This is a genomic window from Streptococcus sp. CCH8-H5 (assembly GCF_001556505.1).
In the GTDB taxonomy this organism is placed as follows: domain Bacteria; phylum Bacillota; class Bacilli; order Lactobacillales; family Streptococcaceae; genus Streptococcus.
Genome location: NZ_LSIZ01000138.1, coordinates 1 through 748, shown reverse-complemented (window position 1 = coordinate 748; position 748 = coordinate 1). Strand labels below are relative to the sequence as shown.

Sequence of the window (748 nt, the reverse complement as noted above, 5' to 3'; positions counted from 1 at the left end):
AGATACGGTGTCATTTTCCTTCAAGGCGCTGACTGGAACACTGAAGTTGCCATCTTGATCTGCTGTTGCAGTTGCTTTAGTGCCATCTGGAAGAGTAACTTCTACTGTTGAGCCTGCTTCAGCTGTACCTGTCACTACTGTGTCGCCCGCTTTAACGGTGTTCACAACTGGTGCGAGTGGAGCTGTCTTATCATCGGCTTTCGCTACGGTTGCAGTTGTCGCATCTGACTTATTACCAGCTTCATCTGTTGCAGTCACTGATACAGTGTCGCCTTCCTTCAAGCCACTTACTGGAACACTGTAGTTGCCATCTTGGTCGGCTTTTGTTGATACCTTAGAGCCATCTGGAAGTGTCACTTCGACGGTTGAACCTGCTTCGGCTGTACCTGTTACTGCTGTGTCGCCCGCTTTAACGGTGTTCACAACTGGCGCTGTTGGTGCAGTCGTATCAGCTTCAGCTTTAACTCGTTTGAAGATATGAGTTACAGTACCTTCAACTTTATCAGTTACCGTTCTGTCAAATACATATCCTTCAATTTCTCCATGTTCTAATGCTTCATTAGCACCACCCAACTCAACGGGTGCTTTTGCATCTGTTGGTTTTAATTCATTACCATTTTCATCAACCCATTTAGTTATGATTAATTTTGGCAAATCAATTGAGTCAGGTAATTCACCATTTTCTGAAACATAAACGGTCTTATCGCCTGTTAGGGTTGCTGTTGTTCCATCTGGGAACGTTACGGTT

At 44.8% G+C, this 748-nt stretch carries 1 protein-coding gene; it reads right to left on the bottom strand.

All coding sequences use genetic code 11. The features are described 5' to 3' along the window. On the bottom strand, positions 1 to 748 hold a 748-nt coding region (locus AX663_RS08975), incomplete at both ends, for an Ig-like domain-containing protein (protein WP_231724227.1).